This is a genomic window from Bacillus sp. 05T31 (genome assembly GCF_056396725.1).
On the sequence record NZ_JBFTMA010000150.1, the window covers coordinates 1 to 7,884 of the forward strand.

Consider the following 7,884-nt stretch of genomic DNA (forward strand, 5'->3'; position numbering starts at 1 on the left):
ATGTGTAGTAGTTTGATTGCTCATATAAACCTCCTGATTATAAACATACTCGAATACAATACTTAAATCAGAAGGCTATGTCAATGGTTTTTTTTGTATGTTGTCAGACCTTATATTCCATAATAATCAAATACACATTTGGCCACATCATAAGGTTTTACATTTAAATTTGGCAACTCATTTACCGGCATCCATAAAGGAATATAACTCCCTCTATCTTTCAGCTCGAACTCCTCGCCTTTACCACTTCCGAAAACTCCACCTATAATATGGGCATTATAATAATACTCCGTACCTTTATACTCCACCTTTGCAATCCGATGCTCCACTTGTATATGTACCCCTAATTCTTCATAAACCTCTCGCTTCGTTGCTTCTTCAGGCGTTTCTCCTTCTTCAATTCCCCCGCCTGGAAAAACAAAATACAKYTCACCTTCTCGAACACGTTTYATAAGAGCGATTTTACCACCTTGTATAATTATAGCTGCACCGCGATTTCTTCTCACTTTATTACCTCAACACCAATCGCAACTGTTCCCCATTCTTTTTCTTGTTCTTTCGTATATATTCCGTATGTACTTTCTAACATTTCTTTTATACTAAGTTCTTCACAATCAAATAATTTTTTATCAATTTGTTCGTACATTGCTTTAAAGCTTTCGTATCGTTTTATCTCCGTTACTTTTACAGCCATCGTTTCTGCTGTCGTAAGGTTCGTAAATACAATTTCATCGTCTTGTTTTATAAGTTGACGTTTTTTATCGTATAAGCGTACTTCATATACTTTTTTTCCTAATTGAATCGACTGAAAAGGTTTATTATATAATCCCATTTCGTATCTCATACATTTCACCCCCTTTTATTCATCCTGCCTACTAACATTTTTGCACATTACTATTTCATACAACATAGTTCGCCTTACTTCACCTTGCATATAATGTTCCATATCCATTACTTTCTTTAGAGAGGATGCTAAAATTGGTATGTTATATTTAAATCAAAAACCTGAATATAATAAATATGATATCGGTGATTATACTTACAGTAAAGTAGGCCCTATTATTTTTTCTTGGAATGRTGAAACAAAATTAAAAATAGGTAAGTTTTGTTCATTAGGAGAAGAAGTCGTTTTCGTACTTGGCGGTGAACATCGTGCTGATTGGATAACAACTTATCCATTTAATGTCCTCTTCGAAGAAGGAGCACACATTACTGGTCATCCTTCTTCAAAAGGTGATATCGTAGTCGGCAATGATGTATGGATTGGTTATCAATCCTGCATTTTATCTGGTGTTACAATTGGTAACGGGGCCATTATCGGGGCTAAGAGTGTTGTTACAAAAGACGTACCTCCATATRCAATCGTCGCTGGTAATCCTGCCAAACTAGTTCGATATCGTTTCCCGCAAGAAATCATTGAAAAACTAGARAAYCTTGCATGGTGGGACTGGGACATTTCCGTTATAAAAGGAGCTATTCCATTTCTACTCTCCAACAAAGTCAACGAATTTTTCACTTCTCCCGAAGAAGAAGCTACTTGATCTAAACAAAAAGAGCATCCTATTCTTTCAGGATGCTCTTTTTGTGTTTATTTTTTATTTATTCGCAACTGATTACACGGAGAACAGTGAAATGGAATTTTGTCTAAACAATTAAAGTTTGTTTCACAAATTTGTTCTATCGTTGGAACGAATGGAATGACAACTATGTTACTATCTATTATTTGTGTAACAGGTGGCAATACTGTGCCTACTTGATGTTCGAAGCGAATACTCGCTTGATTAATATAATTTCCTGAACCACTTGGTGCACTCTGAACTGTTACTTGGAACGAAACTGTCCGTGCTTCACCTGGATTTAAACTTCCTATAAGAAACCCTGATACTGGGCTTACATTTGGCACTGGCGTATTATCAACAGTTACACTTCCAGGAACAAATTGAACACTACTATCTAACATATCTTGAAAACGAATATTTTGTATCGCTGTATCTCCCGTATTTGTAATAACTGTCGTAAACGTAATAACATCTCCAATTGTTGCTGTTTGATGATCTGCCACTTTTACAACAGTCGTTGAAACATTCTGAGGAATAAACGGGATAACAACTGTATTGCTATCGCCTTCAACTACTACAGGCGGTTCATTTGGATTCACAGTTGCAAACCCAYTCGCTGTMGCTGTATTTGTAACTAARTTATTTATTTGCCCTCCTGTTATTACAACTTGGAAATTAATAATYGCTGCATCATTTGGYTGAAAATYACCTAAMGGRATACCAGTATTCGGATTRGCAAATGGAAAAGGTACATCATTTACTGTTACCGTGCCATTTATAAATAACGTATTCGGATCAATGATATCCGTTAAAGCAATATTCGTCACAGGAACTGTACTATCATTTATAACAGCAATTCCGTAAGTGACAACATCTCCTACCATCGCTACTTCAAAGTTTGCTCCTTTTGCAACAAATAAAATTGCAGTATTTACCGTTACAATCACAGTATTACTCGTGTCCATTACTGTAACTGGCGGCTCTCCTGGTACTAAAATATACTCAGCTAACGCTCCAGCAACGTTCACTACCGTACTACCATCAGGAAAACTTGTAATTGTAGCTTCATATGTTACAATCGCCGTTTCACCGACTGGGATATCTGGTATCGTAAATCCAATCTGTGGATTTAACCCCGGCTGTGGTATTCCATTTATCGTTACACTATTTGGGACAAAATCAGCTTCCTGAGATAACACGTCTATAAATTGAACATTCATCGCATCAGCCGTACCAGTATTTAATATACGAACAGTATACGTTACCGTTTCTCCTACTCCAACAATTGGATGATCTACTTCTTTTAGCATATCTAAACTACCTCTATTTACTGGAGTTACTGTCGTATTACTCGAACTCGTAATTGTAAACGGTGGTTCTCCTGGAATAAGTTCAAAACTACCCGTTACACTCGCCGAATTCATAATGCTATTAGAAGGCGGGATTGAGATTACAGTTACTTCAAACGTTATGAGTACACTAGCTCCTACTGGGAGATCCGGTAATGAAAAGCCTACAAAAGGATCTAAACCTACTTGCGGAATCCCATTTATCTGTACACTCCCTGGAACGAATTCTAAACTAGGTGATGGAACGTCAATAAATTGCACATTTGTCGCTGTTACCGTTCCTGTATTTGTAACTTGCACACTATACGTTAACGTATCTCCTAATCGTGTCGCCTGTTTGTTGACAGTTTTTATAACATTGAATCGCCCTCTATTTACCCTTGTTATTGTCGTATTACTCGGCTCTGTTACTACAACTGGTGGTTCTCCTGGTACTAAAGTAAAACTTCCTGTTATATTTGCAACATTCGTTATCGTTCCTGAAGATGGAATATTTGTCACTGTCGCTTGGAACGTTACTATAGTCGTATTGCCAACAAGTATATCGCCAATTCCAAACCCAGTAATCGGATTCAAACCAGGTTGCGGAGTTCCATTTACCGTTACACTATTTGGGACAAGTGACGCTCCTGCTGAAATCGTATCAATAAACTGAACATTGTTAGCTGTTACTGTTCCCGTATTCGTTATTTGCACTGTATACGTTAATACATCGCCAACGAGAGTCGCAGCCCTGTTCACCTGTTTTATAACATTAAATCGTCCTCTATTTACAGTTGTGAGTGTTGTATTGCTTGGTTGGTTTACTATAACTGGTGGTTCTCCTGGTACTAATATAAAGCTTCCAGTCACATTTGCCGTATTGGCAATCGTTCCRTTTGATGGAACACTGACAACTGTTACTTGGAAWGTKACTTCTACACTTTCCCCTGGATTTATATCTGGAAGCGAGAATCCATTATTAGGATTGAATCCAGGTTGTAACACACCGTCTATCGTTACACTGTTCGGTATGAATGTTATAGAGGAAGGTAATACATCACTATATTGAACATTCGTCGCTGTCACCGTTCCCGTATTTTGAACTACTGTTGTATATGTGATTGTATCTCCTACTGCAACAACCGGCTGACTTACTGATTTTAAAACATTCAAACCAGATTCATTTATTTTCGTTAATGTCGTGTTACTTGTCGTTGTTTCAATAATAGGCGGCTCTGTTTCACTTACAGCAAATGTAGCCGTAACATCCACAAAGTTAACTACTGTTCCACCTTGAGGTATGCTCGTTACCATCTCTTGGTATGTGACAAGTACAAAATCACCTACAGGTATATCTGGAACTGTAAAGCCTATGAACGGATCTAATCCTGGTGCCGGCACCCCGTTTATGCTCACACTTCCCGGTACAAATGCTACACCGGCGGAAGTAGTATCGATAAATTCAACATTGGTCGCTGCCACTGTGCCGAAATTAAAGATTAATACATCATACGTTAATATTTCTCCTACAGTGGCTACTTCTTTATCTACTAATTTTAATGGAAAAATCGAAGCTATATTAATTGTCGTAACGACTAAATTCGTTAATATCGTTTCCGTAATCGGTGGTTCCTGAGGATTTGGTTGTGAAGTAAATGTAACATCTGCATCATTTAATATGACTTCATTATCTGGAATTTMTGTAATCGTCACTTGGAACGTTACCTCAATACTTCCACCATTAATTAATAATGGGGTAACTGTAAATCCTATTTCTGGATTTAAACCAAGTTGCTGCACCCCACCTATCGTTACACTATCTTCTACAAATGTCGTTCCTTCTGGTATGACATCTTGGAAGAACACATCTGTAACAGGTATAATTCCTACGTTTGAAATTAGCACGGTATACGTTAATACATCYCCAACMGCTCCAGYWGCAACRTYWACWGTTTTTGTTGCTGTTACTTCACCAGGAGGAGGTAACGGTATTGTAACTACTGTCGTATTACTTGAATTTGTCGTTGTTACAGGCGGTTGTAAAGGATTTAATAAAAAAGTGGCTGTAGCAGCTGCTGTGTTTARTACTGCTCCACGTGTAGACGGTGCAACTACCGTAACTTGGAACGTTACTGTCAATGATGTTCCAGCTGCGATATTAGGGAGCGGGAAACCAACATTTGGGTCAAAGCCAGGTTGAGGCGTTCCATTTATCGCTACACTATTTGCGACAAATGTTGTTTCTGTTGCAATCGGATCAATGAAAGAAACATTCGTCCCTAGTACTGTGCCATTATTTCGAATGACAACAGAATACGTGTAAGTCTCTCCAAGTGCTGCTTGTTGTACAGATGAAGATTTTTGTATATTTAACTGTGCCGTATTTACCTGTGTCACTACAAAATTACTATTCGTAACAGTCGTTATAGGAGGTCCTGCCGGATTTATAAGGAAACTTGCAGTAACATTCGATTGATTTCTTATATTCCCTCCACTTGGAACACTCGTCACTGTAACTTGAAACGTAATTGTAGCGGTTTGCCCGACTGGAATATTTGGTACTGGAAAACCTGTCATAGGATTCGCGCCTTGCTGAACAACTCCATTTATCGTTACACTATTCGCTACAAATGTAGCTCCAGTTGGGATTGGATCTTGAAAAATGATATTTGTTGCAGGAACAGTTCCTGTATTTTGAATAAGAATCGTATACGTTAACGTATCTCCTATACCTGCTTGTGGTGTATTTACACTCTTCATTACATTAAGTGATCCTACATTCACTCGCGTCACAACAATATTACTAATCGTTACAATTGTAATTGGTGGCTGCAAAGGACTTACTTGGAAATCAGCAGTGACATTCGCATTATTCGGAAGTACCCTGTTCGCTGGCACACTTGTGATTAACACTTGGAAAGTGACAGTTACCATCCCTCCTACTGGAATATTAGCAAGCGGAAATCCAGTTGTCGGATCTAAACCAGGTTGAGATATCCCGTTTATTGTTACACTATTCGCAACAAACGTTGTTCCAGATGGAATCGGATCAAGGAATGATACATTTGTCGCTGCTACTGTTCCACTATTTTGTATACGAACTGTATACGTTAACGTATCTCCTACACCGGCTTCACTAGCACTTACGCTCTTCATTACATTTAGCCCTGAAGAATTCACAACTGTCATAACAGTATTACTTGGTACTGTTACAGTAATTGGTGGCTCTGTTGGATTTACAAGGAAATCTCCAGTTACATTCGCATTATTTACGACATTATTTCCTTGGGGAATTTCATCAATTAATACTTCAAACGAAACAATTACACTTGCGCCAGTAGGCAAATTATTTAGTGGAAATCCAAGTTCTGGATCTGCTCCTTCTTGTAAAACACCATTAACTAATACACTGTTTTCAATAAATAATGTCCCTTGCGGAATTGAATCTTGGAAAAATACATTTGTCGCTGGTACACTACCTGCATTTATGATTTCGATTGTATATACTAAAACATCCCCTACCGTTGCAACATCCGTATTGACTGATTTCACAACTTCAAAATCCCCCGATTGTACAGTTGTGTTAACAATGTTACTAGGAACATTAATTGTTACTGGTGGTTCGCTCGGATTCACTTGAAAACTTGCTGTTACATTTGCTTGATTTAAAATATCTTCATTTGGCGGATCCTGCTCAATTAATACTTCAAATGTAACTACAACTGTCTGAGCCGCAGGGATATTCGGAAGAGAAAATCCTGAATTTGGATTTAGTCCACTTTGTGGTGTTCCATTAATTGTTACAGAGTTTGCAACGAAAGAAACCGCTGAAGAAGTAGTGTCTTGGAAAAATACATTTGTTAACGGAACGTTACCTGTATTTTGGACGGCAATCGTGTATGTTAAAGTATCACCTACTGCCGCTTGAGCTGTATTTACTTCTTTTATTACATTTAAACCACCTGTATTAACTTGTGTTACAACGGTATTCGTTTGCCTATTAATCGTTACTGGCGGTTGATTCGGAATAACGACGAAATTAGCAGCTACATTACCGCGATTCGCAATCGTGCCTCCTGATGGGGTAGATGTAACTCGTACTTGAAAAGTCACCGTTCTACTTCCACCTGGAGATATATTCGCTACCGTAAACCCAGTCGCTGGATTTGCCCCAGGTTGCGAAACTCCATCAACAGTTACACTATTTGGTATAAAAGTCGTTCCAATTGGGGTTGGATCTTGAAAAATAACGTTTGTCGCCAGTACATTTCCTGTATTTTCAATTGTAACGGTATACGTAAGAACGTCATTAATTGTCGCAAAAGCTCTATCTACTGTTTTTCTCGTTCTTATATCGGCTATATTTATTGTAGTAAATACTGTATTACTTGTCGCTTGGCCTGAAACTGGTTGTTGACCAGGAACCGGAATAAAGTTAAACGTTGCACTTGCACGGTTCGGAATTGGATTTACAAGAGGATTAGATGTCACTCGAACTTGAAAACGCACTACAGTCGTTTGCGAAGCATTAATACTTCCAAGATTAATACTACTCGCTGGATTCGCCCCAGGACGCGCTACTCCATTTACCGTAACACTATTTGTTACAAACGTTGTTCCAATAGGTATACTGTCAACAAAAACAACATTGTTTGCAGCGACATTCCCATTGTTCGTGACATTCACTGTGTACGTTAATACGTCATTAAGTGTTGCCGTCTGTAGATCTACAGATTTTTGCAAACTTAGATTTGCACGGTTTACCGTCGTCTGTACTGTATTTGAAGAAGCTGTACTTGTGATAGGAGGACTTCCGACAAAAGGACGGAATTGATATGATACCATGGCACGATTTGAAATTGGATTCGGATTCGGGAATGATGTAACTCTCACTTGAAATGTAATAATTCTCTGAGCATTATTAGGTATCGTCCCTAAATTAATTCCAATAGCTGGATTCGCATTCGGCTGCGTTACTCCCCCCACTGTAACAC

General features: G+C 38.3%; 4 protein-coding genes. 1 reads left to right on the top strand and 3 read right to left on the bottom strand.

What is annotated here, in order from left to right; translation table 11 throughout:
* Window positions 1-110: 110 nt before the first annotated feature.
* On the bottom strand, window positions 111-506 hold the full coding sequence (locus AC1DJR_RS11775) for an NUDIX hydrolase (RefSeq protein ID WP_477002672.1): 396 nt from the start codon (window positions 504-506) through the stop codon (window positions 111-113).
* Complete coding sequence (locus AC1DJR_RS11780; RefSeq protein WP_002128458.1) at window positions 503-844, bottom strand: ASCH domain-containing protein; 342 nt, start codon at window positions 842-844, stop codon at window positions 503-505. Before AC1DJR_RS11780 ends, AC1DJR_RS11775 begins: the two co-directional genes overlap by 4 nt.
* A 139-nt stretch (window positions 845-983) precedes the next feature.
* Between AC1DJR_RS11780 and AC1DJR_RS11785 the strand changes: the two genes are divergently transcribed.
* Window positions 984-1,541, top strand: coding sequence for a CatB-related O-acetyltransferase (locus AC1DJR_RS11785; RefSeq protein ID WP_477002673.1), 558 nt, complete (start codon window positions 984-986; stop codon window positions 1,539-1,541).
* Between the two features lie 47 nt (window positions 1,542-1,588).
* Here the strand turns inward: AC1DJR_RS11785 and AC1DJR_RS11790 are convergent.
* Window positions 1,589-7,884 (bottom strand): DUF7507 domain-containing protein (locus AC1DJR_RS11790; protein WP_477002674.1); only part of this gene is annotated, 6,296 nt, incomplete at its 5' end.